The organism is Micromonospora sp. NPDC051006 (assembly GCF_044456245.1).
GTDB lineage: Bacteria > Actinomycetota > Actinomycetes > Mycobacteriales > Micromonosporaceae > Micromonospora.
The window spans coordinates 86724-110324 of sequence record NZ_JBITFP010000006.1; the positions used below are offsets into that span (position 1 = coordinate 86724).

Here is a 23601-nt window from a genome sequence, read left to right on the forward strand (position 1 = left end):
TCCTCTGCTGAACACGGCTCAACCGTCCCGGTAGGCCGTCATCGGCTCAAGCCTTGCGGTGGCAGGGATCGTGCACGAACGAGCATGCCGGTCGTGGCGAGTGTGCAGCAGATCGCTACCGCGGTGAGCAGCCACGGGTAGCCGGTCGTGTGAAGGAGCGCGGCGGCGGCCAGTGGTGCGGTGGCGCGGGAGATGGTGACCGGCAGGGCCAAGATTCCGGCGATGCTGGCGTATGCGGTAGTGCCGTACCGGTCGGCGAGCAGGGCGGGTACGGCGAGGCTGGACACGCCGAAGCCGAGCCCGAACGCGACAACAGCGCCGACGGCGCCGACGCGGCTGCCAGCGAGGGCGGGTACGCACACGGCGGCCACGGCTTGGATCGCGAAGATCACGGCGACGACGGCGGTCAGCGTGGCGATTCGGCGGGCTGCGGTGAGGACGAGTCGGCCGGTGACGGACAGAACGCCGAGCAGGCCGGTGACGGTGGCGGCGAAGGTCGCGGGGTGGCCGCGGCTGGTGAGGTACCTGACCAGGTGAACGACCATCGTGCTGGTCGCCGCGGCGTGAGCGACGAACGTGATCACGAGGATCCAGAAACGGGCGTCGCCGGTGGCAGTGCGGGCCGAGGGCGGGCGTTCCTTCTCCCGGTGGTGCGCCGGTGGGTGGGATGGTCGTCGGATGGTGGCGGCGTGCAGTGGGACGGTGATCAGTCCGTGGATGGCGGCGAGGATGATCAGGGTGCTGCGCCAGTTGAGGTGTTCGACGAGTAAACCGGTGAGGGGTAGGAAGATCGTGCTGGCGAAGCCGGCGACGACCGTGACGACCAGGAGGGCGTTGCCGCGTCGCTCGGGGGTGAACCAGGTGACGATGACGGCGAAGGCGGGTTCGTAGAGGACCATCGCGCCGGTGGCGCCGATGCCGATCATCACGGCGTAGAGCTGCCAGACAGTGTGCACCTGCGACCAGGCGAGGACCAGTGCGGTGGCAGTGGCCGAGCCGACGGTCATGAGCGCGCGACCGCCATGCCGGTCGAGCCATCGTCCGACGGGGATGGCCATGGCCGCCCCGGCCAGGACCGAGGCGGTGAGCGCTCCGGTGACCGCGGTGGTGGGCGTGCCGAGGCTGGCAGCCATCGGATTCAGCAGGACGGCGTAGGCGTAGTAGAGGGTGCCGTAGCCGACGGTCTGGGTGATGGCGAGCGCGGCGACGATCCGCCGGCCGTGGGTGCTGCGGTGCCCGCCGACCGTGGGGTCGGCGGGCACCGTCGTGGTGGTGGGCATCAGCTGGCGCAGCAGCCGCCGTTCTGGCCGCCGCTGGGCGCAGCGTTGAGAGTGACCAGGTTCAGCGGGGTGGATAGCAGGCCGCCGGCGATGCCGGTGGCCAGACCCCGGCTTGCCGGCTCGGTGGCCGCGGTGGTGCCGCAGCAGCTGTCGCCGCCGGTCGATTCGGCGGGGTTGCTGTTGCAGACGCCGGTCTCGGGCAGGTCGAGCTGCACGTCGCGGGCGGCGTCCCAGTCGCCGGCCAGGGCGGCGACGACCGAACGGACCTGCTCGTAGCCGGTGGCCATGAGGAACGTCGGCGCGCGGCCGTAGCTCTTCATGCCGACGGCGTAGTAGCCGGGCTCCGGGTGGGCGAGTTCGTCGACGCCGTGCGGTGGCACGGTGCCGCAGGAGTGCTCGTTCGGGTCGATCAGCGGCGCGAGGGCGCGGGTGGCGCCCATGATCGGGTCCAGGTCGAGGCGCAGCTCGCTGGCGATGGAGTGGTCCGGTCGGAAGCCGGTCGCGGCAATGATTCGATCCACGACGATGGGCTCCTCTCCTGCGTCGGCGTGCCGGACGACGACAGCGACGCGCCCGCCGGTCGGGGTGAGGGTCTGCACGGAGAAGCCGGTGAGCAGCCGGATCCGGCCGGCGTCCACGTGCTCGCGCAGCCGGGAGCCGAGCGCACCGCGAGCGGGTAGCGCGTCGGCGTCGCCGCCGCCGTAGGTGCGGGCCGGGGATGCGGAGCGGATCGCCCAGGTCACCTCGGTGCCCGGCGTGGCCGCGGCCAGGTCGGCCAGGGACAGCAGGGTGTTGGCGGCGGAGTGGCCGGCGCCGACGACGAGGGTGTGTCGACCGGCGAACCGGTCCCGGTCCACGCCCAGCACATCGGGCAGGGCGTGCTCCAGGAACGACGCGGCCTCGGTCTCGCCGCGCGCCGGCAGGCCGGAGGCGCCGAGAACGTTCGGGGTGCCCCAGGTTCCGGAGGCGTCGATCACCGCACGGGCGAGGATCTCTTCGCCGTCGGCGAGGCGAATCAGGAACGGGGCGTGCTCGCGGCCGGCGGTGCGCAGCCGGTCCAGGCCGAGGCGGCTGATCGCCTCGACCCGGGCGCTGTAGCGCAGGTGCGGCTTGAGCTGCGGCAGTTCCGCCAGGGGCTGGAGGTAGTCGCCGGTGAGCTCGGCGCCCGTCGGCAGCGCGTCCAGGTCGGGGGCGACCCAGCCGGACTTGTCGAGCAGTCGCCGCGCGGCCGGATCGATGTTGTAGCGCCACGGTGAGAAGACGCGGACGTGACTCCACTGCCGCACCGCTGCGCCGGCGGTGTCCCCGGCCTCCAGAAGGAGGAAGGGCAGGCCGCGCTCGTGCAGGTGCGCGGCGGCGGCCAGGCCGACAGGCCCGGCCCCGATCACGACGACGGGCAGCTCGTCCAGGACAGTCATCGGAAACTCCTTGTGTTGATAATCGTCGAATTAAGCAAGCGAGCTCAGCCCGAGGTTGGGGGCGAGTGTGCTCACGTGATGGTGGGGCTGCGGCGCTCCAGCAGGACGACGTCGCGCCAGCGGCCGTGATGGCGGCCCACCCGCTCGCGGGTGCCGATGACTCGGAAGCCGGCCCGCTGGTGCAGGGTGAGGCTTGCGGCGTTCTCGGGGAAGACGCCGGACTGGATGGTCCAGATGCCGGCCGTCTCGGTGGAGGCGATCAGCTCGTCCAGCAGCAGCCGTGCGACTCCACGTCCCTGCGCAGCAGGGTCGACGTAGACGGAGTGTTCGACGACTCCGGCGTAGACCGCGCGGGCAGAGGTTGGCGTGACGGCGACCCAGCCGACGACGTTGCTGTCCCCGTCGACCGCTACGAAGCGATGCTCGGCCAGTTTGTTGGCGTCGAAGGTTGCCCAGTTCGGCGCGACTGTCTCAAAGCTGGCGTTGCCGGTGTCGAGGCCCGCTTGGTAGATGGCCAGGACGAGGTTGGCGTCGCCCGCGGCCATCGGCCGGACGGCGATGTCGGCCATCAGCAGGCTCCGTTCGGAATGGGGGCGGGACGGCCCATGACAACGTCGGCCGCGGACGGGAAGCAGCTGATGCAGGCGTCGTTGATGCGGTAGTGCCGCGCGGTGCCGACCGCCTCGACGAGCACGAACCGCACCTCCGTGAGGATCTTCAGGTGTTGAGAGACGGTGGACTGGGCCAGCCCGACAGCGGTGACGATCTCCCCCACGCTCATCGGCCTGGAGTGGCGCGCCAGGTACTCGACGATCTGCACGCGAGTCGGGTCCGCCAAGGCACGGAACCAGGAGGCGTAGGTCTGCGCCGTCGCGCGGTCGAGCAGGTCGTCCACCACCATCTCCTTCTATCGTTAATCGCCGATTGACGATGAAAGTGTAACCGGCGCCGATGCCGCGAGCCAGGCGGTTGCAACGACGAGGCGAGCGACGGCGGCCAGAGTGCCGGGGTCGACTCCGTCGGGGGTGTCGGCGGGGCTGTGGTAGCCGGCCATGCCGGCACCGATGCCGACGGCGGCGAGCCCGGCTGCGCCGTAGCGGCGGTTGTCCGAGGCCACCGGACCGGCGGCCAGGGGTACGCCGGTGTGCCGGCCGGCCTGGTCGAGCAGGGCGAGCAGCTGGTGGGCCGGCCCGCCGGCCTCGACGGCGGCGGCGTGGTCCAGCCGCCCGGCGCCGTCGACGTTGACGACCAGAGGGCTCGCGCCGCGGGCGCGCAGCCGTTGGGCGTGGTGGGCCGAGCCGAAGGCGCCAATCTCCTCGCCGTCGAGCAGCGCGACGGATAGTCCGATGCCGCCAGGTCCCGAGGCCAGGACTCGGGCGGCCTCGAGGACCACCGACACTCCGCTGGCGTTGTCCGACGCGCCCGGCTGCCGCAGGCCCGGATGGTCCCCCACACCGTCGTAGTGCGCGGTGAGCAGCAGGCCGACCCCGCCCGGCGCTGGCGCGTGGAAGGTGGCGTGGATGTTGGCGCCGGTGACGTCGAGCCTGCGCAGCGGCGCGTTGCCGCTGAGCCAACCCCCCTCGTCGGCTGCGGCGAGGACCGCGCGATGGGTGGCGGGATCCAGCGTCAGGACCGCCAACGGTCCCGGGTCCGGGCCGGCGAGGGTCGTGTACTGCCAGCCGTGCGCGTCGACGGGGCGGCCCAGGAGCAGTCCGGCGGCGTTGTGTGCGTGCCCGTAGGCGTCAAACAGGGTCATCGCCGCCGGCACGACCAGCCACCGGCCGGTCGGGTCGTCGGCACCGGCGACGCCCAGCGGCCCCTGCCTGAGGTCGGCGATGTGCGCGGACGCGAGGTGGATGGCCACCTCGCGGCCGAAGGTCAGGCGGTGCGAGGCGGCGTTGCTGCCCCAGGTCACCGTGGGTGCGGCGTCCACGTCGGGCACCGCGCGGACGGCGAAGTCGTCGGAGTTCACCGTCGCGCCGACTGCGGCGAGCTGGTCGACCAGCCAGGCGCGGGCGGCAGCACCCCCGGCCGAGCCGACACGCCGACCAGTGAACTCGTCGGAAGCGAGGGTGTTAACGGTGGCGGCCATCCGGTCACCTGACACCTGCGCCAACAGGGTCTCTAACGGCGAGGGTGAGGCTGCTGCCGGGTTCATTCGCAACACCCCTGCCCGGCGCTGATGGCGTCGGCCTTCGCCTCGGCGCCGCAGCACGAGCCTGCTGCCGCGGCGGCCTGTTGGGTGCCGCAACAGGGACCGCTGGCAGCGGTTCCGCCAGCGGGCGGGAGGATCGAGCCGACCGCCTGGGCCGTGCTGCCGCAGCAGGCACCGGAGCCGGTGACCGCCAGGGCGGCGGCGGGGTCGCCGGCGAACCCCCCGGTCGTGGAGGTGTTCTCCCTCATCGTGGTGGCCTTCCGCTCGCTCATCGGTAGCTGGCCAGGGTGTAAGCGGTGGTGCGGGCGCTCTCAAAGCGCTGCTGCGCGCGCTGCGTGGCGGTGGACACCTGGGCGCAGGAGTCACAGAACCGGACTCCCGCCCGCGCCGCCGCCGACCGCCGGGTCTTGCCGAACATGATGAATCCCCCTCCCACGGAGTCTGTCTTGACATCCGTCTAAGCAGAGAGTTGCACGTTGATTAGAGAGATGTCAACCTAGAGGCATGTCAAAGCAAGGCGCATCCCTCACCGTGATCGACCTGAACGCCGACGAGCCCTGCTGCCCACCGCTGGCACAGAGTCGGGTACCGGCGGAGACCGCCGCGGTCCTCGCGCCCGCGTTCAAGGCACTCGGCGATCCGGTTCGCCTGCAGCTGATGTCGATGATCGCCTCCGCCGAAGGCGGGGAAGCCTGCGTCTGCGACCTCACCCCCGCTTTCAGCCTCAGCGGCCCAACCATCTCGCACCACCTCAAGACGCTGCGGGAGGCGGGCCTCGTGGACGCGGAGCGTCGGGGCACCTGGGTCTACTATCGGGCCCGGCCGGGCATCCTGCGCCAGCTCGCGGCACTGCTCACGGTCGAGGCACCCTCCGGCTCGTAGCTCGGGCTGCGAAAACCGAGCGAGCAAGCGGCCTGTTGACCACCTGCGGGACTCGCGAGCACGACAGCAATGGCGTCGACTCGCCTGCCCAGAGCAGCCGCAGTTGGACTTTCGCCCAGCACGGGCGACGCGCTGTTCTACTTCGTCACGCCGACGGCGGCTGAGGCGCCCGGTAGCTGCGCCTGCCATCGGCGGAGCCCGCGCTGCGGCCGGCCGGAAACGTGTGCGGCAAGAGCGGCGATGACGTGTACGGCGTCGCGGCCCACACCGCGCAGCGTGTTCGACGCGAACGACCGCTGGAACTCCAACCCGAGGTAGACCAGGCCAGGGTGGGTCGTGGAGATCCCTCCGACCTGCCGGGGTACGCCGCCGTCGAGAGTCCCGAGCAGCCGCAGGTACGGCAGGTTCGGGCGGTAGCCGGTGGCGAAGATGACCGCGTCGACCGGCTCGACGACGCCGTCACTCCACACGACGCCCTCGGGGGTGAAGGCGGTGAACATCTCCCGCCGGGTGACCCGTCCGGAAGCGACGGCGTCGCGGTAGACGCCGGTGTCGAGCACCGCGGCGTGCCGGATGAGTCGGATCAGCACCCGGCGGGGAAGCCGATCCGCACCGCTGATGCGAAGCCAGTAGTGCAGGTCACGGCCGCGGATGCGCTGCGGCAGGAACTGGATGGGCTCCCGGGTGGCCAGCGTGACATTCGCGTGCGCGGCGAGTTCGTAGGCAACCTGGACGGCGGAGTTCCCGGCGCCGACAACGACGACCCGCTTGCCGACGTAGGGCTCTGGCCGGCGATAGTCGGCGACGTGCCGCACGTCGCCGGTGTACCGGCCGATTCCGGACAGGACCGGCAGGCGAGGGTTGCCGAACGAACCGCTGGCGGCGACGACGCCGGCCGCAGCGATCTGCTCCCCGGCATCGGTGTGGACGAGGTAGCCGCCGTCGGGTCGGGGCTGTACCTCGGTGACGCGGGTGCCGGTGCGGATGTCGACGTCCAGGCTGCCGGCGTAGCGGCGCAGGTAGGACACAACCTCCTCACGGCTCGGGTAGCGCTCCGGGTCACCGCCGTCGAACGGCACGCCGGGTAAGGCGCTGTAACGGGCCGGGGAGAACAGGGTGAGGCTGTCGTAGTAGTCGGGCCAGGAGCCGACCGGCTCGGCGCCGGCCTCGAGGACGACGGGCCGAAGGCCGACGGTTGCGGCGGCGCGGGCGGCAGCCAGACCGGACTGGCCGCCGCCGACGATGATCACAGGTTCGGTTCGAGGAGTCACACCAAGGATCATATCGTCGTTTCGTTGAATGACAATATGATGATGGTGAGGGAAAGTGGAAGGCATGAGCCAGGCGACACCCGAGCAGGCGGCACCGACATCCGTGGCCATGAGCCCGGCGGGCGCCTCGTCAGGGTTGGCGCCGCAGACCCACGAGTTCCTCAAGGCGTTGGGCAGCCCGACCCGGCAGCGGATCATGATGCTGTTCGCCCAGGGGGCGGAGCTGTCCGTGGGCGAGGTCGCCGAGCGCGTCGGGATCAGTCAGGCGACCGCGTCACAGCAGTTGACGCTGCTGCGCCGGGGGCGGGTGGTGACGTCGCGGCGTGACGGCAAGACGGTCTACTACCGGGCGGACCGCGAAGGCGCGCTCGCCGCGCTGGCCGAACTGCAGTCGTACCTGACGACCTGCTGCTGACTCGACTCAGCACGGCAACGACCCCGCCGCCAGCACAGGGGGATGATCCGCGGTCGCTGCGGAGGCGACACGACCTCACCCGCCCCACCATCGGCGGTCGATCAAGGGCGACGTCAACCCGGTCCACTCATGGCCGAGGCCCGATTTGACGAAATGCGGTTTACTCAGTAATAGTTGAGTCAATGACCATTGAAGTAGCCTCCCTGGCCGTGCGCTCCCGTATTCACGCCGCGCTCGGCGACCCGGCGCGCCTGGCGATCGTGGACGCGCTCACCCTGGGCGACGCCTCGCCTGGGGAGATCGCGCACAACCTCGACATGCCGACCAACCTGGTCGCCCACCACGTCAAGGTGCTCACCGAGGCCGGCCTCGTCGTGCGCGGCCGGTCAGAGGGCGACCGGCGACGCACCTACCTGCGGCTTCAGCCGGGGGCGTTGGCCGCTCTCACCCCTCCGTCGCTGACGGAGGTGGGTCGTGTGGTCTTCGTCTGCACGCACAACTCCGCGCGGTCGCAGCTGGCTGCCGCGTTGTGGAAACGACGCACCAACGGTGACTCCGCGTCGGCGGGCACGAAGCCGGCCGCGCGGGTTCACCCCCGCGCGCTCGCTGTCGCGCACCGCCATGACCTGCATCTCGATCCGGTCGCCACCGCGCACGTCGATGACGTGGTTCGCGACGACGACCTGGTCATCGCCGTCTGCGACAACGCCCACGAGGAACTCGCCGGACCGGTACGTCCGCGGCTGCACTGGTCCGTGCCGGACCCGGTCCGGGTCGACTCCGACGAGGCGTTCGAAGCCGCCTATGCCAATCTCGCCGACCGGGTCGACCGCCTCGCCCCCACGACCACCTTGAGAGGCACCGGATGACCGACATCAGCCCCGAGGTTCACCAGGAGATCACCCTCGACCAGCAGGTCGCCCTGCACACCGCCGCGGTTCGGCTCGCCGAGGAGTTCAGTGGCGTCTACGGCACCGAGACGATCGAGCGGTTCCTGCACGCGAGCTACGACCAGATCGCCACCGCCGCGAGCATCTCCAACTTCCTTCCGCTGCTGGCGGAACGCTTCGCACGGCAGCGCCTGCAGGCTCTCGCCCGGGTCGAGGGTCACCACCGCGACGGCCGTCCCGTCGTGCTGTTCCTCTGCACGCACAACGCCGGTCGCTCCCAGATGGCCCTCGGCTTCTTCACCCACCTCGCGGGGGAGCAGGCGGTCGCCTGGTCCGGCGGCAGCGAACCCGGTGTCGAGGTCAACCCGGCCGCCATCACCGCGATGGCCGAACGGGGCATCGACATTGCGCAGGAGTTCCCCAAGCCGTGGACCGACGAAGTCGTCCGTGCCGCCGATGTGGTGATCACGATGGGCTGCGGCGACGCCTGCCCCGTCTTCCCCGGCACCCGGTATGAGAACTGGGACTTGGACGATCCGGCCGGCCTCGACCTGACCGGCGTCCGGCCGATACGCGACGAGATCGAGCGTCGCGTCCGCGGTCTCCTCGACGAGCTGCACGTCCCCACCAACCGATAACCGTCACTGCCACAGCGGCAGGACAGCACCATCATGGGAGAGACCAGACTGATGACCATCCCCCTTCAGCGGCGGCTGCTGGCCGAGTTCACCGGCACCGCGCTGCTGGTCACCGCCGTGGTCGGCTCCGGCATCATGGCCACGACCCTCTCCCCCGGCGACGTCGGTCTCCAACTGCTGGAGAACTCGATCGCCACCGCGTTCGCCCTCGTCGCGCTGATCCTGATCTTCGGCCCGGTCTCCGGCGCCCACTTCAACCCGGTCGTTTCCGCAGCCGACTGGTTCCTCGGCCGCCGCGCCGGCACCGGCCTCACCGCCCGAGACCTCGCCGGCTACACGATGGCCCAGATCCTCGGCGCGATCGCCGGATCGGTACTGGCGAACCTCATGTTCGACCTGGCCGCCGTCGACTTTGCCGGCAAGGACCGATCCGCCGGTCACCTCTGGCTCGGCGAGGTCGTCGCCACCACCGGGCTCATCCTGCTGGTCTTCGCCCTCGCCCGCTCCGGCCGCGCCGCCGTCGCGCCCGCCGCGGTCGGCGCCTACATCGGCGCGGCCTACTGGTTCACCTCGTCCACCTCGTTCGCCAATCCGGCGGTGACCATCGGGCGGGCGTTCACCGACACCTTCGCCGGCATCGCGCCCGCCTCCGTGCCGGGCTTCGTTGTGGCCCAACTGGTGGGCCTCGCGGTCGGCGTCAGCCTGCTGGCCGCCCTCTATCCCGACGCCGGCAGCGCTGCGGACCAGGTCGTTGTCCCCGCCGATGAGGACGCCGCCACGGGCTTTCGCGCATGACATCGCGACCGTGCGGCCACCACGCCGATCACCGGCGTGACGACCTGATCAACCGGCCGTACGACCCGGGCCGTTACCGGCTCGTCGACCGCAACAGCACACCCGAACCACCGCCTGCTCCTCACCCTTCACGGCGCGTCGGCCAATCGGCTCCGTCGCGCGCACCGCACGAAAGGCACCTCATGACCGACAAGCCCAGCGTCCTGTTCGTCTGCGTCCACAACGCCGGCCGCTCCCAGATGGCCGCCGGCTGGCTGCGTCACCTCGCCGGCGACGCCGTCGAGGTTCGCTCCGCAGGCTCCGCTCCCGCCGACGCCGTCAACCCTGCCGCCGTGGAGGCCATGCGCGAGGTCGGCATCGACATCACCGACCAGACGCCCAAACTCCTCGAGTACGAGGCCGCGGAGTCCTCGGACGTCATCGTCACCATGGGCTGCGGCGACGCCTGCCCCGTCTTCCCGGGCAAGCGCTACGAGGACTGGAAGCTCGAAGACCCCGCTGGCAAGGGCGTCGAGGCCGTGCGGCCGATCCGCGACGAGATCCGCGCCAGGGTCGAGAAGCTCCTCACCGAGCTACAACCCGCCGCCTGATCCACCCGCTGCGCGCCCGCCGGTCACCTCCCGGCGGGCTTGCCCTCCGAGCAGGAGTCTGCCGTGCCCGACCCTCATCGTCTGATCATCATCGGTTCCGGTCCCGCCGGATACACCGCAGCGCTCTACGCCGCGCGCGCCAACCTCTCGCCCCTGGTCATCGAGGGCGTCCAGTCCGGCGGCGCGTTGATGACCACCACGGAGGTGGAGAACTTTCCCGGCTTTCCTGACGGCATCCACGGCCCGGAGCTGATGGACAACCTCCGCAAGCAGGCCGACCGGTTCGGCGCGCAGGTCGTCACCGACGACGTCAGCCGCGTCGACCTCACCAGCCCCGGCCTGAAGACGGTGTACGTGGGCGGGCAGGCCCACCAAGCCCAGGCGGTCATCCTCGCTACAGGTTCGGCCTGGCGCCCCCTCGGTGTCCCCGGCGAGCGGGAACTACTCGGCCACGGCGTCTCCTCCTGCGCCACCTGCGACGGGTTCTTCTTCCGCGACCAGGACATCGCCGTTATCGGTGGCGGTGACTCCGCCATGGAGGAGGCCACGTTCCTGACCCGATTCGCCCGCAGCGTCACCATCGTGCACCGCCGCGACACCTTCCGCGCCAGCCGCGTCATGGCCGACCGAGCCCTCGCCAACGACAAGATCCGCGTCGTATGGAACAGCGTCGTGGACGAGGTCATCGGCAGCGACGGGGTTGTTGTGGGGGCGCGCCTGCGCAACCTTCACACCGGCGAGATCACGGTACTCGATCTCACCGGCGTGTTCGTGGCCATCGGCCACGACCCCCGTAGCGAACTGTTCCGCGGCCAGGTCGAGCTTGACGACGAAGGATACGTCCAGGTGCGATCCCCGAGCACCCGCACCAACATCCCCGGCGTCTTCGCCGCTGGAGACCTCGTTGACCACACCTACCGACAGGCCATCACCGCCGCTGGCACCGGCTGCACCGCCGCCCTCGACGCCGAGCGCTACCTCGCCGCCGACTCCTGAACCTCGGGTGTGCTGCTGGACCGAGGTTCGGCAGCACACCGACAGGGCGTCCGGCCACGGCCGCAGGGGCAGTTGGCCCGGTCCGTTGGTGAGCACGTGGCCCGCACTCCGGTGCACGGCACCCGTGAGAAACCTTTCGGACTCGCCGGCCGTCCGTGGGCCTCTCGCGGACTGAATGCCGACCGCTCCGCTAGGCAGACGGGGACGGGGCCTCCAGTGGGCGCCCGGCGGCGCGCCGAGCGTCCGCAACGGCGACCCCGAGCAGCACGACCGCAGCGACGATGGCGGCGAGCAGCGGCGGGCCGAAGAACAGCGGCGGCGCCAGCAGGACCAGAACGCCGATGCCGACGAGCCGGCGCACGGCGAGCCGGTTGAAGACGACCCGTTCCAGCCGACTGCGGCCGAACAGGAAGAGCGCGGGCCCGCCGAGGATGACCATGAGCCAGGCCGGCTTTGAGGGACCGGAGGGGTGCGCCAACACGATTTCCGAGCCAGCCGCGGCCAAGGTGATGCCAAGCACCATGAGCAGATGGGCTACGCCGACGATCCCGCCGGCAACCGCCCGGTTCGACGACATCTCGACCGCCTCGGCCAGCACCTGGCCAGCGCGATAGAAGTAGATCCGCCACATCAGCACGGACGTCACGAATGTGACCACCAGGGCCGCCTTTGCGGCGAGCGTGGCGGGGTGGTTGGCGTAGGTGAAGCCTATGGACAGCACCGTCTCACCGAGCGCGATCAGCAACAGTTGCTGGTAGCGCTCGGGGAGGTATCGGCTGCTGGCCATCGCCCAAGCGCTGGTCGGTGGTCGGCCCATGCCGGGTACCGGCCATCTGAGCCGCGCCACGACCATGTCCACGGTGATGGCGATCAACCACAGGGCCAACCGGTGGTTTCCGCCCATCGCCGCCCCGGCGAGCCAGATGACGCCGGAGATGCTGGCCCAGATGGCCAGGCGGGTGTAGAGCCCCCGCACGTCCTCGTGCTCCCGCAACAACGGCCGGAGCACCAAGGGCCGTCCGATGTGCAGCACCACGTACACAACGGCGAAGGCGGCGCCGCGTTGCTCGAACTCGTACAGGGACGTCGCCATGACCAGCAGGCCGAACGCGCTGACCAGGACCAGCAGCTGAATCCAGCGGTTGCGGTAGTCGAACCGGCTGGTGACGTACGCCGTGGTCGTCCACAGCCACAGCAGCGGCAGGGCCAGAACGAGCGTGTACAGCAGCGACCGCCAGCGCACGCCCACGTTCTCGGAGAGAAGATCCGGCACCATCCGGCTGACGACCCCGACCAGGGCGAAGACCAACACCAGGTCGAAGAACAATTCCAGGAAGCTGGCCTGCTGGGCGTCCTCCTCGCCGCGGATGATGCCCCCGGTCTGCGCCGGCTCCGATGCTCGCCCCACCCGCCCATGGTCGCGTGATGACTGTCCTCGCGCGCCGATTTCGTCCGCTTCCAGAGACCTGACGGGAGCTATGCGGACCGGCCAACGACCCCTCGTCGGTAACCCGCCACCACGCCCACTGAGCAGGATTCTGCGGCCAGGCCATCGACCGCCGCGCGCACGAGAGCGACGTCCTGGCCCAGCTGATCAACCGCGCGCTGCCCGGCGGCATCCCACCCACCGTCCACGGCGACTGGCCCGCCACCGACAACCCCACCCTCTAAACACCACAGCCCCTGGTCCCCGGTCACTGGACGGTAGCGCCTGCGCGCCATCCAGAGCCGGCGCTCACCCGGCGGCCGGCAGATCGGCGATCCGTGTGCCGAGATCAAGCTCCAGCGGGCCCCGGGTCTGAAAGCCCTGGCCGAACAACTCCTTCGACCGGTCCTGCACCTCCGGGGCGGCGACCAACTCCTGGAACCGGCGGCCGTCGGCGCGTACGGCCTCGATCGGTGGCAGCGTCAGCTCGTTGATCGCCCGCTTCGTGGCCTGAATCGCCGCCGAGGGAAAGGACGCGATCCGTCCGGCCAGCGTGGCCACGAACTCATCGAGCTCGGCGTCCGGCAGCGACCGGTTGATCCACCCATACCGTTCCGCGAGGTCGGCGTCCGCGTCCTGCGCGCCGAGGATCATCTCCATGGCCCGTCCTCGGCCGAGCAGGCGCGTCAAGTGCTGTAGGCCACCAGCCCCGGGTGCCACGCCGAAACCGCACTCGGGCTGGCCAAGCAGCGCGTTCTCCCGCGCCGCGAAGCACATGTCGCAGGCGAGCACGAACTCGCTGCCCGCTCCCCGAGCCCGTCCGCGCAGCTTCGCGATGGTGACGACCGGCACCTCGCTCAGCTTGCGTAGCACCATCCCGAGAAAGGCGTCCTGCGGACCCCCGCCCGCCTTGGCCGCCTCCGCCGAGTACTCGGCGACCTTGGTCAGGTCGACGTGAGAGATGAAGAAGTCGGGGTCGGCCGTGTCGAAGACGACTACCCGCACCTCTGTGGTCCTGGTCAGTCGGTCAAGCAGGGTGATCAGGTCGCGCACCAACTCCGGGCCGATCATGTTGATCGGCGGCGCGTCCAGCGTCACCGTCAGGACGGCGCCGGTCAACTCAGTACGCACGGTCTCGAACGAGGCTTTCACCCGCCTGCTCCTCTTCGTCGCGCGACCGGGCCGCGGGCAGCGGCGGCGGTGGAATCCGCGGGGGCGACCAGCGCCAGTGCCTCACGTCACTCGACGGATCGGCGCCCGATGGTCGTTGTCGATCGTACGGAGCGGCTCCGCCCGGCCGTGGCGCTTCGCCAGATCCCAAGCGAACCGCTCCCACCCAGCCCCGCGCGACTTTTCAAGGGCGGGCATCGAGCAGGCGATCGAGGCTCACGGCCGTGCCGATCAACGAGAGGTGGCTGAACGCCTGCGGGAAGTTGCCGGTCTGCTCACCGGTGGGTGCGATCTCCTCTGAGTAGAGGCCCAGTGGACTGCTGTAGGTGAGCATCTTCTCGAAGGTCAGCGTGGCGTCGTCGAGCCGTCCGGACTCGGCGAGGGCCCGGACGTACCAGAAGCTGCACATGGTGAAGGTGCTCTCCTGGCCGGGAAGGCCGTCGGGCGAGGCGGCCGGGTCGTACCGGTAGACCAGGCTGTCGGACACGAGCTCCGCGTCCATCGCCCGCAGGGTGGACTGCCACATCGGATCCATTGGTGATACTAATCCGACGCCGGGCATGGCGAGCAGCGAGGCGTCCAGGACGTCGGTCGCGTAGTGCTGCACGAAGGCACCGCGTTTGGGGTCGAAACCACGGGCCATGATCTGTTGGTAGATTTGGTCTCGCGTACGCGCCCACCGGGCGGTGTCAGCCGGTCGTCCGCGCCGATGCGCGAGGCGGACAGCCCGGTCGAGGGCGACCCAGGACATCAGCCGCCCGTAGGTGAAGTCCTGGCGGCCGCCGCGAGTTTCCCAGATCCCGTCTTCGGGCTGGTCCCAGTGCTCGCAGACCCAGTCCACTAGTCGCACGGTGTTCAGCCACAACTGGTGAGAGGTCTGCAGACCATGGCTGTCGGCCTCGTGGAGGCCGTTGAGCACCTCGCCGTAGATGTCGAGTTGCAGCTGGTTCGCGGCGCCATTGCCGACCCGCACAGGCGCTGAGCCGCGGTAACCCTCGAAGTGGTCGAGCACCTCCTCGGAGACATCGGGCGAGCCGTCGATGCGGTACATGATCTGCAGCGGCACCTCTCGGTCCCTGGCCTCCCGGACCCGGTCGTCGACCCAGTGCATGTACCGCCACGCTTCGTCGGTGAATCCCAGCTTGAGCAGGGTGTGTACGGAGATTGACGCGTCGCGGATCCAGGTGTAGCGGTAGTCCCAGTTGCGCTGGCCGCCGACCTGCTCGGGCAGCCCGGCGGTGGGGGCGGCGATGAGCGCGCCAGTCGGCGCGTACGTCATGAGCTTGAGCGTCATCGCCGACCGCTCAACCATCTCCCGCCAACGGCCGGTGTAGCAGGAACGGCCGAGCCAACGCCGCCAGAAGTCGCGGGTCTGCTCCAGTAACTCCTGCACCTCGCCCGGCGTGTAGAAGCGTGGCCGGTCCGGCGACACTCCCGTTTCTAGAACGGCACCCCCGGCCTCACCCTCGCGCAGCGTGGCGACGGTCCATATGCCACCACCCCTACGTTCGAATGCCTCCTCGGCGGGCTGGGTCCCGGGGTAACGAACGAGGCTCAGGGCGAGGGAGAGCGCTGAGCTGCGGAAAACGTGACCCGCGGGGTACGCGTCGAGTTCGTGCGGATCCCGCCCGTAGTTGAAGCGGGGTTGGCAGTCGATACGGAACCGCATGACACCGCGGACAACCCGCAGCATCCGCACCAGGCGGTGGCGGTCGGTGGGCTGATCCCCCGCGACGGGCATGAAATCCACGAGCTCCCCCACGCCGTCCGCGCTCAGGAAGCGGGTGATGAGGATCGGCGTGCGGGGCAGGTACAACTGCTTACTCACGTAGTCGACGCCCTCTGGCGACACCTGGATATGCCCGCCCTTGTGCCGATCGAGCAGGCCGCCGAACAGGCTCGGGGAGTCGAACCGAGGGGCACAGAACCAGTCCAGCGTCCCGTCCATCGCCACCAGCGCTGCGGTCTGCAGATCACCGATCAAACCGTGGGCTTCCATCGTAGGGTAGTAATCCACCCAAGCCTCCCGCATTATCTCATCATTACCAGACTTCTTTCTACCGGACGAAGCGCCTATAGCTGCTTGCGGCACACAAAAAGACCAGCCCTCACCTTGTTCCTCGACGTCGCCTGGCTGCGAAAGGAGCTGCTCGCGATAGCGCACAGGGACAGAGTTTGTCGGCCGGGCAGGGTCGGAGCTCGGAATGCAGGGGCTCGATAGGAATGCCGCCAGCCGCTGATTGGCTCTCGACCCGAACGGCCCGCCAGGGAGAATGCAACCTGATGCCGCGCTTGAGGGAGTTGTGATGCAGGTAGCCGTGGTGACCTTCGACGGGTTCAACGAGCTCGACAGCTTCATCGCTTCCGCGCTGATAAACCGCTGCCGTAAGGACGGCTTAGAAGCCTTCATTACGACGCCGACGCCGGTGGTCACGTCGATGAACGGCGTCGAGGTGACTGGGCAACGCCCGATGGAGTTCGTCACCGCAGCCGACGTCGTGCTGATCGGTAGCGGGGTGAAGGCGCGAGACGTGGTCGCCGACGACCGGCTGCTCTCCAGGCTGCAGCTCGACCCTTCGCGCCAGCTGATCGGTGCGCAGTGCTCCGGCGCGCTGGTGCTCGCCCGGCTCGGGTTGCTGGCCGGCATGCCGGCTTGCACGGACATGAAGAGTCGGCCCTTTGTCGAAGCCTGCGACGTCACCGTGCTCGACGCGCCGTTCCACGCCGAGGGGAACGTCGCTACCGCGGGCGGTTGCTTGGCGTCCCATTATCTCGCCACGTGGGTGATCACCCGAATGCTCGGCGATGACGCCGCACGTGACGTCATCGATTACGTGGCTCCGGTCGGCGAAAATCAGGAGACCGTCGAACGCGCCGTGCGCGCCGTTCAGGCAGGCGAGGTTGCACTGCACTGACGCGCTGTCAGCCTTCCGAGGCGCTTTCACAATCCGGGGTGTAGGTGCGGCCTGAAGCCCCCGTACCCGGCCATTGTCTGATCATCAACAACTCCGGCCCCGCCGGATACACCGCCGCCCTCTATGCCGTCCGCACGAGGGCGCGCTGATGACCAGCACGGAAGCCGTTGCATTATCTGATCGGGAGGCGCCCGGGTCGGGTCTGCGGTCAGATGACCCAGGCGAGTTCACTGAACGCCGGAGCGACTCGGAGCTTGGGCTGACTGTCGAGCCCGGGTTCGTAGTGTCCGCGGCGGAGGTTCTGGATGAAAGCGTGTCCGGCGATGATCACTTGCGCGGTTGAGTCGGTCCGGAGTCCGCGCATGGGTCGTATCGGTGTTTAAGCTAGCTGCGATCGGCATACCGCAGGTACCAGCGGACCGCGACGACGATCACCTCCGCCGGGAACCGGAACCCGGTGAACGCCGACGTCGGCGGCGACCAGGGCAGGACACGACAGCTGCACCCGTCGATGCTGGGATGCTCTTGCCTAGATGGCGACGGCCTAGTCCCGCTACTCGGGTCGCAAACGGCCCTGACCCCAGGGGCGCGTAAGCATTCAGCACACTTGGATTCGTGAGCCGCTTCGTCGATGACATCCGCCAGGCTCGAGCCGCAGGCCGACTGGGTGACCGCTTCCGTCCCGACGACGTCCGTCGCGCCTGTCCCGGCTGGGCGGACCACACCTATGGCGTCTTCCTGCCGAAGCATCGGCAGGGGAATCCAGGCGGCTACACCGCGTACTTTTACCAGAACCCAGACGGCACCTACAGCCTGCTTTCCTGATGGGTCCTGGTCAGCGGTCCAGTTTGCCGTCGGCATGACCACGTCCGCTCACCGTAACGGGGCCGATCCCCACTGAGTTGGGACTCGCTCGTTGTCACCGCGACCTACGCATTACGAGATCAAGTTGCCCACCACGGTCTACCTGCCCCAACCCCGGCTGGCCTGCGGAAGCCCCTCTCGGCGCCTCTCAGCGTCAGCGGCCAGGGCTCGACCTTTTGATGACTGGATGAGGACTGAGAAGGGCCACGCTTACGAGCATCTGATTCGTAGCAGCGTCCCGCATCCGCCGTCACCCGCCTCGCCTCCTCGCTGGCTCGTGGCCGACGTTCATCTGGTGGCGGCTGTTGGCGTCGCGCTGGGGCAGGCTGGGGTCAGCGAGCGTCAGTGTCTGTCATCTTGGTCTACTCGGACGACAGCAAGAGGCCGGGAAGCTCTATGCCCTCGGGAAAGCCGTCGAGGATCAAGGAGCTGTTTATGCCGGCTGGAGCAACCCGTGGGTCGAGGGACCTGGCACAGAGGTGCCGGACGCCGCGCACAGTGACCCTGTGCCGCACCGCGCCCTCGTTCAGCCAGAGGAGATCGCCCTCGCGGATGTCCCCCAACTCCGGGCGCCCGGTGACCACGATGCCAACACGAGGAACCGTGAAGGAGTCAGCGATGAACATCCGAGTCACGGGCACCTCCTTGAGAGTCTCGATTCCGCCCACCTGGATTCCAAGCGTGGCTCCCAGACTGTCAGCTTGGGAAGCGGGTTGATACGCACCCTGGGTAGCCGGATTGCTTAGTCAGCGAGCACGGAGCGTTCAGGCAGCGGTGCCGGGCGCGCCGTTGTAGGCCGGTGTTAACCGCTGCATCGGGCACGCATCGGGCACGGCGCGAGCAGCCCCGGTCAGAGCCAGGCCCCGCCTATCTCCGTGATACCGACGACGAGCAACCTGGCTTGCGCGTCAGGCAACCAGCTGCTCGCCTGGCAACTCGCCTCCGTTAGCTCCTCCACTGTCACCCTGACGCCTTGGCCCCAACCTGCCGGCCAGAGTTCGAAGCGGCGCACTTCGACCAGGCCGCCACGCTCTAGTGACACGATCGCTTTCGCGAGGTCTGATATGGCCTCCTCAAGGCGTGGGGACCGATCACCGTTGTCCATCCAGGTCGCAAGGATCTCGGGTAGCGTGGCACAGCCATCGGAGTCATGGAGTACGAAGTACTCCGCTGGTGTCAGTCCCTGGATACCGGTCACGGACGAATTTTCGCAGGCGGTGCGGGCAGCTCAAGGCCCCGAAGTTCGACCTCTTCGTCCCGAAGGAACTTCCGGGCCGGCTAGACCAGCTTCGATCTGCCTGCTGAGCTGCGGGAAGGGTCCGCTAGCGTCCACGGTCGTCTGGCGGTGTGCGTACCGGTCGTCACTCAGTTAGTAGCCCGTCCTTGTGCCGCGCCGCGCCCGACGACCTCCATCCAGCGCTTGTCGAATCAACTTGTGGTTGATGACCTCCGCGTCTTGCCGGTCCGACAACAGAGCCAACATCTCGAAATACCCCAGGTAGTACCGGACGCCTCGACGCTGCCGCTCTGCTTCAATATAGGGTTTGTCGACAGCCGTTGCCTGACTCCCACACTGCCAGGGGGCTCTCTCAAGTTCCCTTGGCCTGCCGTGGTGGTGACCTGCGTCCAGCCGGCTACTCTCCCCGCCAGTCCCGCTAATCCCCCGCCACGACCCCTCGACCTGGCATGGATCTGGCGCGTCGCCAATCCCCATCAGTTCACCAACTACAGGTAAGCCTCGATCGTCTGCGCCGGTCAATAGGCCGATCACCCCTTGTGACCTCGGCAAACGTCGTCGCCGATGGTCGTCGTTGGTCATCGTCGGCTGACGGCTGACGGCCTGGCGACGGCCTGGCACACCCAGTCGGGCCCTCCCGCCTCAGACCCCAGCGCCCGATACTGCTGTGATGGCCGAGGCAGTTGAAGAGGGTGTGAACGCGGCCGGCGAGAAGGACGGCCGGCGGTGGCTGACTCCTGGCGTAGCAGGGATCGGCTCGGCCAGCTTCCTGGCCGACGTCGGCCACGAGGTGCCTACCGCGCTGCTGCCGAGTCTGCTCACGTCCTCGCTTAGTGCATCGGCCGCCGCCCTGGGCGTCATCGAGGGTGTTTCGGACGGGCTGGCGGGGGCGGCTCGTCTCGCCGGCGGGGCGTTGGCAGACGATCCCGGCCGCCGCCGCAAGGTCGCGGTTGGCGGTTACACCACCACCGCTGCCCTCGGCGCGCTGATCGGTGCGGCCACCTCCGTGTGGCAGGTAGCGCTGCTGCGTGCCGGCGCATGGACAGCCCGAGGACTGCGAGTACCTGCCCGCAACGCCCTCCTGGCCGACATGGTGCCCGCTTCCGCATACGGCCGCGCATACGGTTTCGAGCGGGCCATGGACAACCTCGGTGCGATCGTCGGCCCGCTGCTCGCCCTGGGCTTAGTCACCCTCGTGGGCGTCAAGTGGGCCATCGGACTGTCGGTGATCCCCGGCGTGCTGGCCGCGCTGGCCATCGTCTACGCCATCCGCTGCGCCCCACGCGCCGAGCAGCGCGAGCGTCAACCGATCAGGCTACGGCTACACCCGGTGCTGCGGGGTCGCCTTGGCCGCCTGCTCGCCGGCATCGCCGCCTTCGAGGTCGGCAACGTCGCCGCGACCCTGCTCATCCTGCGCGCCACCGAGCAACTGACCCCCGGACACGGGGTCGAGTCGGCAACCCGACTGGCCCTGGTGCTCTACATCGGCTACAACCTCGCCGCCACCATCGCCTCCATCCCAGCCGGGCGCCTCTCCGACCAGCTCGGCACGCACGGCCCCGTCCTCGTTCTGACCGCCGGCGTCGCCCTGTTCGCCCTCGCCTACGCCGGCTTCGCCACGAGCACCACCAACCTGATTCTGCTCGCCGTGCCATTCGTCCTGGCCGGCATTGGCATCGGTGCCGTCGAAACCGCCGAACACGCCGCCGTCGCCGCCCTCGCCCCCAATGACGCCCGCGGCTCCGCCTTCGGCCTCCTCGCCACCGTGCAAGCCCTGGGCAACGTCGCCGCCAGCGCTGTAGCCGGTGTCCTCTGGACCGCCGTTTCTCCAACCGTCGCCTTCGCCTACCTCGTCGGCTGGATGCTGCTCGCCCTGATCGGCCTCCTCGCCACCGCCCGTCGATAGACGGGTCCGCGCGTGTCAGACGTTGAAGCGGAACTTAGAGCTGCCGTCCCACCACCAGCGGGAACACTGCTCGGCCCCTGCTCGCACGGCGTCTGAGGCTGCCATCGTTGGCCGCTGGCTGACGACGTTTGATGATGTCTTGTGCCCCTGTGTGCCCATGCCAGGAGCGGATGCTCAAGCGGTGGGCAAGCCGAATCGACCTCAAGAGCCTTCAAGCTCAAGCGACTGCTCTGCAATTCGGGTCGCCGCCAACGTTGACCATCGGCGCCAAGGATCAACGCACAACATTGCGGCGCCCCAGCCGGGATGACTGGGACGCGGCGGAAACGTCGGTGTTCCGGTCGGCCAGTACAGTCGCGACTTCCACAGTGGCCGGAGTCCCGTATTCCGGTGTCCGGGATTCAGGACCCAGGAAGCGTGCGCTGCGGCGGGGCCGCGCGGCGAGCGGCGCTCAGGTGCGGAACGGCCCGGTGATGCAGTACGTAATGCCACCGGAGGAGGAGCCCGAGGTGCCACGTTGTGACGAGAAGTACAGCCGATCCCCGGCCGGGGTGAATGCGGGACCGCAGATCTCCGATGAGCTCTGGCCGGTGATCCGCAGGAATACGGAGATCCTGTCGCCTGGCGTGATCAGGCAGATCTCCATGTTGCCGCCGTCCTCGGCGACGTAGAGGTCACCAAACGTGGAACCGGTGATGTTGTCTACGCCGGTCAGCGGCGCCGGGCCGGGATTGACCAGGTTGTCGTCATAGGCGAGTTCGTAGGTCTTGTCGACGAGGTTGAGCTGCCAGACCCGGTTGTCGCCCTTGGTGGTGAACCACAGCGTGTCGTTGGAGTAGTAGCAGCCTTCCCCGCCATTGAACGATTTGGCTCCGGACACCTGCGACCGGGTCACCGTCGGGGAGCCGTCCGGGTCGGGTACGGCCGCCCAACTGAACGAGCCGGATGTGCCGGTGCCGGCGACCAGTACCTGCAGCCTGCCGCTAGACAGATCGCCCCAGGTGTTCGGGATGAACCGGTAGAGCTTGCCGTTGCTTTCGTCTTCGGTGAGGTAGATGACCTGCCGATCCGGGTCGGCCGCGGCGGCTTCGTGCTTGAAACGGCCCATCGCCGGACGGACCACAGCGGTGCCGCCGAGCGGGTAGGTCTCCCACACTCGGCCGAGGCTCACCTCTTCGCAGGACAACCAGGTGTTCCAGGGGGTCTTGCCACCCGCACAGTTGTTGTTGGTGCCGGACAAAATGCGGGACGCCCCGATGATGGCTCCGCTGGAGTTGAACAGGATCCGGGAGGCACCACCGCCGGAACCCGCGCTGGTCTCGGAGTTGGACACGTAAACCCAGCCGCTGCCGTTGGCGAACACCGCGCCGCCGTCGGGAGCGTCGTGCCAGGTGTACGACGTGCCGGCCACGACCTGGCCGGAGCGGGCGACGATCTGGCTGGTGAAACCGGCCGGAAGTTGGATGCCGTGCCCGTTGGCCGGCATGAGCGGACCGTACGGGCCGGACGCGTTCTGCGCTGGCGCCGCGTACGCCGCTGACCAGGTGGTGAACGGCAGCGCTACCGCGCTGGCTCCGAGCACTGTGGTGCGCAGCAGGTTCCGTCGATCCATCACGAGCTCCTTCATGGGGGATGTGAGGAACGTATTGATCTGTGATTTCTGAGGGCCAGTTACGAAGGTGAACATCCGCCATCGACGCGTGAACATGCGGGTTCGTTACGCCGCAAAGTGGGATAGACGTACTTGATACCCAGCCCCGTGTCAGCCAGGGCGCCCGGTGCGGAGGGCGGGTTGCGCTGGTCATACACCCTCAACTCGGGCTACCTGTTTCATTGACCTACGATCGCGGCCCGACGAGGCTTCGGTCGAGGCAGAAACCGTCGACGGACGCACCCGTTGTCACCCGCTTCGCTACACCTCCCGCGGCCGGCCCGGCCGATGCCCGCCACAGTGCTATTGAGGTCGGAGCGTCGGAGGCGATTCGCCGGGCGCACTGCGAGGTGAGCTCGCGGTTGAGTTGGTCGGCACGGCGCTCGGCGGCCTTGGCCGGGCTGTCGACGACAATCGTAAGGGTGCCACTCGCCTTCGTGCTGCACCACCACCGCAAACCACGACCGCACTTCGACCTGCGGCTCGAGGAGAATGGCGTGCTGCGTTCCTGGGCGGTGCCCCGCGGTCTGCCAAACAATCCCAACGAGAACCGGCTCGCGATCGCCGTGCCCGATCACCACCTCGATCACCTCACCTACGAGGACGCTGACAAGTCGATCGTCGACATTGGCACGTGGGAGGAGCACGACCGTACGGACCGTCGATTGCTGTTCACGTTGCATGGCCGCGCTGGCCGCCGACGGTACGCGCTCATCCGCACGGGCGAGGGATGGCTGCTCCACTTGACGAAAGAGCAACCTTCAGACAAGCGAAATTAAGAAGCTCCGAAGAATTGCTCGCCGACAAGCAGGCCGCCCGACTCACGGCCCTGTTCGCCATCGATGAGCACGTCGAGGTCGAGGCAACCTGGGGCATCTACCAGCGGATGACCGCCGCCTACCGGCACCCCGCCCCAGCCGCGGGCCGCGAGCTGATGGTCAAGCTGATCGAGTCGCTCAGCACCGGCGTCCCCAGGCCCGCTGGTCGAGATCGCCGGAGACCGGCAAACAGTGACCCTGAGTTGAACTTGCCGCAGGTAAGGTGCCGGGGCGGACCGACATCGGCTGCCCGACCAGGGACAGCGATGCGCAAAAGCAGCCGG

The 23601-nt window shown here is 68.8% G+C and carries 25 protein-coding genes and 1 pseudogene; 12 read left to right on the forward strand and 14 right to left on the reverse strand.

All coding sequences use genetic code 11. The annotated features are described in order from the left end of the window. Positions 1 to 38 precede the first annotated feature (38 nt). The 7 genes from ACIBBA_RS12805 to ACIBBA_RS12835 all read right to left on the reverse strand — a co-directional run bounded on the left by ACIBBA_RS12805 (position 39) and on the right by ACIBBA_RS12835 (position 5289). On the reverse strand, positions 39 to 1280 hold the full coding sequence (locus ACIBBA_RS12805; protein WP_396696672.1) for an MFS transporter: 1242 nt from the start codon (positions 1278 to 1280) through the stop codon (positions 39 to 41). Continuing rightward, positions 1280 to 2698: an FAD-dependent oxidoreductase gene (locus tag ACIBBA_RS12810; protein ID WP_396696674.1), complete on the reverse strand. Its 1419-nt coding sequence runs from the start codon at positions 2696 to 2698 to the stop codon at positions 1280 to 1282. Before ACIBBA_RS12810 ends, ACIBBA_RS12805 begins: the two co-directional genes overlap by 1 nt. A 71-nt stretch (positions 2699 to 2769) precedes the next feature. Further along, positions 2770 to 3267 (reverse strand): GNAT family N-acetyltransferase, encoded by a 498-nt coding sequence (locus ACIBBA_RS12815; protein WP_396696676.1) that lies wholly within the window; start codon positions 3265 to 3267, stop codon positions 2770 to 2772. Then, positions 3267 to 3599, reverse strand: coding sequence for an ArsR/SmtB family transcription factor (locus ACIBBA_RS12820; protein WP_396696678.1), 333 nt, complete (start codon positions 3597 to 3599; stop codon positions 3267 to 3269). Before ACIBBA_RS12820 ends, ACIBBA_RS12815 begins: the two co-directional genes overlap by 1 nt. A 12-nt stretch (positions 3600 to 3611) precedes the next feature. Further along, positions 3612 to 4790, reverse strand: coding sequence for a M28 family metallopeptidase (locus ACIBBA_RS12825; protein ID WP_396696680.1), 1179 nt, complete (start codon positions 4788 to 4790; stop codon positions 3612 to 3614). Between the two features lie 62 nt (positions 4791 to 4852). Further along, positions 4853 to 5125, reverse strand: a complete 273-nt coding sequence (locus tag ACIBBA_RS12830; RefSeq protein WP_396696681.1) for a hypothetical protein — start codon at positions 5123 to 5125, stop codon at positions 4853 to 4855. Further along, the gene (locus ACIBBA_RS12835; RefSeq protein WP_396696683.1) at positions 5122 to 5289 is read right to left on the reverse strand and encodes a hypothetical protein; all 168 of its coding nucleotides are present in this window, start codon (positions 5287 to 5289) and stop codon (positions 5122 to 5124) included. Before ACIBBA_RS12835 ends, ACIBBA_RS12830 begins: the two co-directional genes overlap by 4 nt. Positions 5290 to 5357: 68 nt before the next feature. Between ACIBBA_RS12835 and ACIBBA_RS12840 the strand changes: the two genes are divergently transcribed. Further along, on the forward strand, positions 5358 to 5735 hold the full coding sequence (locus ACIBBA_RS12840) for an ArsR/SmtB family transcription factor (protein ID WP_396696685.1): 378 nt from the start codon (positions 5358 to 5360) through the stop codon (positions 5733 to 5735). Between the two features lie 137 nt (positions 5736 to 5872). Here ACIBBA_RS12840 and ACIBBA_RS12845 read toward each other — a convergent pair whose 3' ends face one another. Further along, positions 5873 to 7006 (reverse strand): flavin-containing monooxygenase, encoded by a 1134-nt coding sequence (locus tag ACIBBA_RS12845; protein WP_396696687.1) that lies wholly within the window; start codon positions 7004 to 7006, stop codon positions 5873 to 5875. A 64-nt stretch (positions 7007 to 7070) separates the two neighbouring features. Here ACIBBA_RS12845 and ACIBBA_RS12850 point away from each other — a divergent pair, with 64 nt between their 5' ends. The 6 genes from ACIBBA_RS12850 to trxB all read left to right on the forward strand — a co-directional run bounded on the left by ACIBBA_RS12850 (position 7071) and on the right by trxB (position 11330). Further along, positions 7071 to 7421 carry an ArsR/SmtB family transcription factor gene (locus tag ACIBBA_RS12850; RefSeq protein ID WP_396696689.1) on the forward strand — a complete coding sequence of 117 codons (351 nt, stop codon included), beginning with the start codon at positions 7071 to 7073 and terminating at the stop codon, positions 7419 to 7421. 182 nt (positions 7422 to 7603) lie between these two features. After that, entirely contained in the window at positions 7604 to 8290 is a 687-nt protein-coding gene (locus ACIBBA_RS12855; RefSeq protein ID WP_396696691.1) for a helix-turn-helix domain-containing protein, read from the forward strand. Next, positions 8287 to 8949 (forward strand): arsenate reductase ArsC, encoded by a 663-nt coding sequence (locus ACIBBA_RS12860; protein WP_396696693.1) that lies wholly within the window; start codon positions 8287 to 8289, stop codon positions 8947 to 8949. The genes ACIBBA_RS12855 and ACIBBA_RS12860 overlap by 4 nt, the downstream gene beginning before the upstream one ends. 51 nt (positions 8950 to 9000) lie before the next feature. Continuing rightward, a complete protein-coding gene (locus ACIBBA_RS12865) occupies positions 9001 to 9744 on the forward strand; it encodes an aquaporin (RefSeq protein ID WP_396696695.1) in 744 nt (247 codons plus the stop codon). 182 nt (positions 9745 to 9926) lie between these two features. Next, positions 9927 to 10334 carry an arsenate reductase ArsC gene (locus ACIBBA_RS12870; protein ID WP_396696697.1) on the forward strand — a complete coding sequence of 136 codons (408 nt, stop codon included), beginning with the start codon at positions 9927 to 9929 and terminating at the stop codon, positions 10332 to 10334. Between the two features lie 63 nt (positions 10335 to 10397). Next, positions 10398 to 11330, forward strand: coding sequence for a thioredoxin-disulfide reductase (trxB, locus tag ACIBBA_RS12875; protein ID WP_396696699.1), 933 nt, complete (start codon positions 10398 to 10400; stop codon positions 11328 to 11330). A gap of 190 nt (positions 11331 to 11520) precedes the next feature. Here trxB and ACIBBA_RS12880 read toward each other — a convergent pair whose 3' ends face one another. From ACIBBA_RS12880 to ACIBBA_RS12890, 3 genes are all read right to left on the reverse strand, one after another. After that, positions 11521 to 12738 carry a low temperature requirement protein A gene (locus tag ACIBBA_RS12880; protein ID WP_396696701.1) on the reverse strand — a complete coding sequence of 406 codons (1218 nt, stop codon included), beginning with the start codon at positions 12736 to 12738 and terminating at the stop codon, positions 11521 to 11523. 327 nt (positions 12739 to 13065) lie between these two features. Continuing rightward, a complete protein-coding gene (locus ACIBBA_RS12885) occupies positions 13066 to 13908 on the reverse strand; it encodes an enoyl-CoA hydratase/isomerase family protein (RefSeq protein WP_396696703.1) in 843 nt (280 codons plus the stop codon). 202 nt (positions 13909 to 14110) lie between these two features. Continuing rightward, entirely contained in the window at positions 14111 to 15943 is a 1833-nt protein-coding gene (locus ACIBBA_RS12890) for a glycoside hydrolase family 15 protein (RefSeq protein WP_396697040.1), read from the reverse strand. Positions 15944 to 16232: 289 nt separating this feature from the next. Here ACIBBA_RS12890 and ACIBBA_RS12895 point away from each other — a divergent pair, with 289 nt between their 5' ends. Both ACIBBA_RS12895 and ACIBBA_RS12900 read left to right on the forward strand, forming a co-directional pair. Then, on the forward strand, positions 16233 to 16841 hold the full coding sequence (locus ACIBBA_RS12895; protein ID WP_396696705.1) for a DJ-1/PfpI family protein: 609 nt from the start codon (positions 16233 to 16235) through the stop codon (positions 16839 to 16841). A gap of 615 nt (positions 16842 to 17456) precedes the next feature. Beyond that, positions 17457 to 17666 (forward strand): hypothetical protein, encoded by a 210-nt coding sequence (locus ACIBBA_RS12900; RefSeq protein ID WP_396696707.1) that lies wholly within the window; start codon positions 17457 to 17459, stop codon positions 17664 to 17666. A 401-nt stretch (positions 17667 to 18067) separates the two neighbouring features. On the opposite strand, the gene ACIBBA_RS12905 is transcribed toward ACIBBA_RS12900, so the two are convergent. Both ACIBBA_RS12905 and ACIBBA_RS12910 read right to left on the reverse strand, forming a co-directional pair. Beyond that, positions 18068 to 18373: a hypothetical protein gene (locus ACIBBA_RS12905; protein ID WP_396696709.1), complete on the reverse strand. Its 306-nt coding sequence runs from the start codon at positions 18371 to 18373 to the stop codon at positions 18068 to 18070. Between the two features lie 182 nt (positions 18374 to 18555). Next, positions 18556 to 18903: a hypothetical protein gene (locus ACIBBA_RS12910; protein ID WP_396696711.1), complete on the reverse strand. Its 348-nt coding sequence runs from the start codon at positions 18901 to 18903 to the stop codon at positions 18556 to 18558. 709 nt (positions 18904 to 19612) lie between these two features. Here ACIBBA_RS12910 and ACIBBA_RS12915 point away from each other — a divergent pair. Continuing rightward, positions 19613 to 20848 (forward strand): MFS transporter, encoded by a 1236-nt coding sequence (locus ACIBBA_RS12915; RefSeq protein WP_396696713.1) that lies wholly within the window; start codon positions 19613 to 19615, stop codon positions 20846 to 20848. A gap of 451 nt (positions 20849 to 21299) precedes the next feature. On the opposite strand, the gene ACIBBA_RS12920 is transcribed toward ACIBBA_RS12915, so the two are convergent. After that, positions 21300 to 22460: an alkaline phosphatase PhoX gene (locus ACIBBA_RS12920; RefSeq protein ID WP_396697042.1), complete on the reverse strand. Its 1161-nt coding sequence runs from the start codon at positions 22458 to 22460 to the stop codon at positions 21300 to 21302. Between the two features lie 461 nt (positions 22461 to 22921). Here ACIBBA_RS12920 and ACIBBA_RS12925 point away from each other — a divergent pair, with 461 nt between their 5' ends. Then, positions 22922 to 23278 (forward strand): DNA polymerase ligase N-terminal domain-containing protein, encoded by a 357-nt coding sequence (locus tag ACIBBA_RS12925; RefSeq protein WP_396696715.1) that lies wholly within the window; start codon positions 22922 to 22924, stop codon positions 23276 to 23278. A 14-nt stretch (positions 23279 to 23292) separates the two neighbouring features. Further along, positions 23293 to 23475, forward strand: a pseudogene (locus tag ACIBBA_RS12930) (ISL3 family transposase); the annotation flags it as partial. Positions 23476 to 23601 lie beyond the last annotated feature (126 nt).

What these genes read in the sequence shown, in the direction of transcription:
- ACIBBA_RS12805 (WP_396696672.1), bottom strand. Translation starts at nt 1,280, where the DNA reads ATGCCCACCACCACGACGGTGCCCGCCGACCCCACGGTCGGCGGGCAC.
- ACIBBA_RS12810 (WP_396696674.1), bottom strand. Translation starts at nt 2,698, where the DNA reads ATGACTGTCCTGGACGAGCTGCCCGTCGTCGTGATCGGGGCCGGGCCT.
- ACIBBA_RS12815 (WP_396696676.1), bottom strand. Translation starts at nt 3,267, where the DNA reads ATGGCCGACATCGCCGTCCGGCCGATGGCCGCGGGCGACGCCAACCTC.
- ACIBBA_RS12820 (WP_396696678.1), bottom strand. Translation starts at nt 3,599, where the DNA reads ATGGTGGTGGACGACCTGCTCGACCGCGCGACGGCGCAGACCTACGCC.
- ACIBBA_RS12825 (WP_396696680.1), bottom strand. Translation starts at nt 4,790, where the DNA reads ATGGCCGCCACCGTTAACACCCTCGCTTCCGACGAGTTCACTGGTCGG.
- ACIBBA_RS12830 (WP_396696681.1), bottom strand. Translation starts at nt 5,125, where the DNA reads ATGAGCGAGCGGAAGGCCACCACGATGAGGGAGAACACCTCCACGACC.
- ACIBBA_RS12840 (WP_396696685.1), top strand. Translation starts at nt 5,358, where the DNA reads ATGTCAAAGCAAGGCGCATCCCTCACCGTGATCGACCTGAACGCCGAC.
- ACIBBA_RS12850 (WP_396696689.1), top strand. Translation starts at nt 7,071, where the DNA reads ATGAGCCAGGCGACACCCGAGCAGGCGGCACCGACATCCGTGGCCATG.
- ACIBBA_RS12855 (WP_396696691.1), top strand. Translation starts at nt 7,604, where the DNA reads ATGACCATTGAAGTAGCCTCCCTGGCCGTGCGCTCCCGTATTCACGCC.
- ACIBBA_RS12860 (WP_396696693.1), top strand. Translation starts at nt 8,287, where the DNA reads ATGACCGACATCAGCCCCGAGGTTCACCAGGAGATCACCCTCGACCAG.
- ACIBBA_RS12865 (WP_396696695.1), top strand. Translation starts at nt 9,001, where the DNA reads ATGACCATCCCCCTTCAGCGGCGGCTGCTGGCCGAGTTCACCGGCACC.
- ACIBBA_RS12870 (WP_396696697.1), top strand. Translation starts at nt 9,927, where the DNA reads ATGACCGACAAGCCCAGCGTCCTGTTCGTCTGCGTCCACAACGCCGGC.
- ACIBBA_RS12895 (WP_396696705.1), top strand. Translation starts at nt 16,233, where the DNA reads ATGCAGGTAGCCGTGGTGACCTTCGACGGGTTCAACGAGCTCGACAGC.
- ACIBBA_RS12915 (WP_396696713.1), top strand. Translation starts at nt 19,613, where the DNA reads ATGGCCGAGGCAGTTGAAGAGGGTGTGAACGCGGCCGGCGAGAAGGAC.
- ACIBBA_RS12920 (WP_396697042.1), bottom strand. Translation starts at nt 22,460, where the DNA reads ATGGATCGACGGAACCTGCTGCGCACCACAGTGCTCGGAGCCAGCGCG.